The following is an 807-nucleotide window of genomic DNA, read 5'->3' on the forward strand; positions in this document are numbered from 1 at the left end:
ATCCCCACCGCAATTGCTTCGCGCAATGGGGAACGCCGAGAACTGAAACATCTCAGTATCGGCAGGAAGAGAAAACGCAATCGTGATGTCGTTAGTACTGGCGAAGGAACGCGATCCCAGTCCAAACCGAAGCCTTCGGGCAATGTGGTGTTCGGACTGACATGCACTCTCAGACCATCTGCAGGAAGTCTCTTGGAACAGAGCACGAAACAGGGTGACAGTCCCGTAGTGTAGATCAGTATGAGACGAGTCAGCTCCAGAGTATCGGGGGTTGGATATCCCTCGTGAATATCTCAGGCATCGACTGAGAAGACTAAATACTCCTCAAGACCGATAGCGAACAAGTAGTGTGAACGAACGCTGAAAAGCACCCCACGAAGGGAGGTGCAATAGGGCGTGAAATCAGTTGGCGATCGAACGACGTGGCTCAAAAGGTCCTGTCCACAATGAACTGGGTGCGAACCCGTAGTAAGCCGGACAGGAAGCCGGAGTTGCGTCGTGCGTTTTGAAAAACGAACCAGGGAGTGTGCCTGTTTGACGAGTCTAACCCGAGTATCGGGGAAGGCGTAGGGAAACCGACATGGCCGCAGCATTGCGAGGGCCGCCGTGTTCAAGCGCGGGGAGTCAAACGGGCACGACCCGAAACCGGATGATCTAGACATGGACAAGGTGAAGCGTGCCGAAAGGCACGTGGAGGCCTGTTAGCGTTGGTGTCCTACAATACCCTCGTGTGATCTATGTCTAGGGGTGAAAGGCCCATCGAATCCGGAAACAGCTGGTTCCAACCGAAAAATGTCGAAGCATTAC

Annotated in this window: 1 rRNA gene; it reads left to right on the top strand. The window is 53.8% G+C overall.

Features of this window, described 5'->3' with window-relative positions:
• Positions 1-807: ribosomal RNA gene (locus SM755_RS23305) — 23S ribosomal RNA — on the top strand; the annotation flags it as partial.

It is taken from the genome of Natrialba sp. PRR66 (assembly GCF_034808065.1).
GTDB lineage: Archaea > Halobacteriota > Halobacteria > Halobacteriales > Natrialbaceae > Natrialba > Natrialba aegyptia.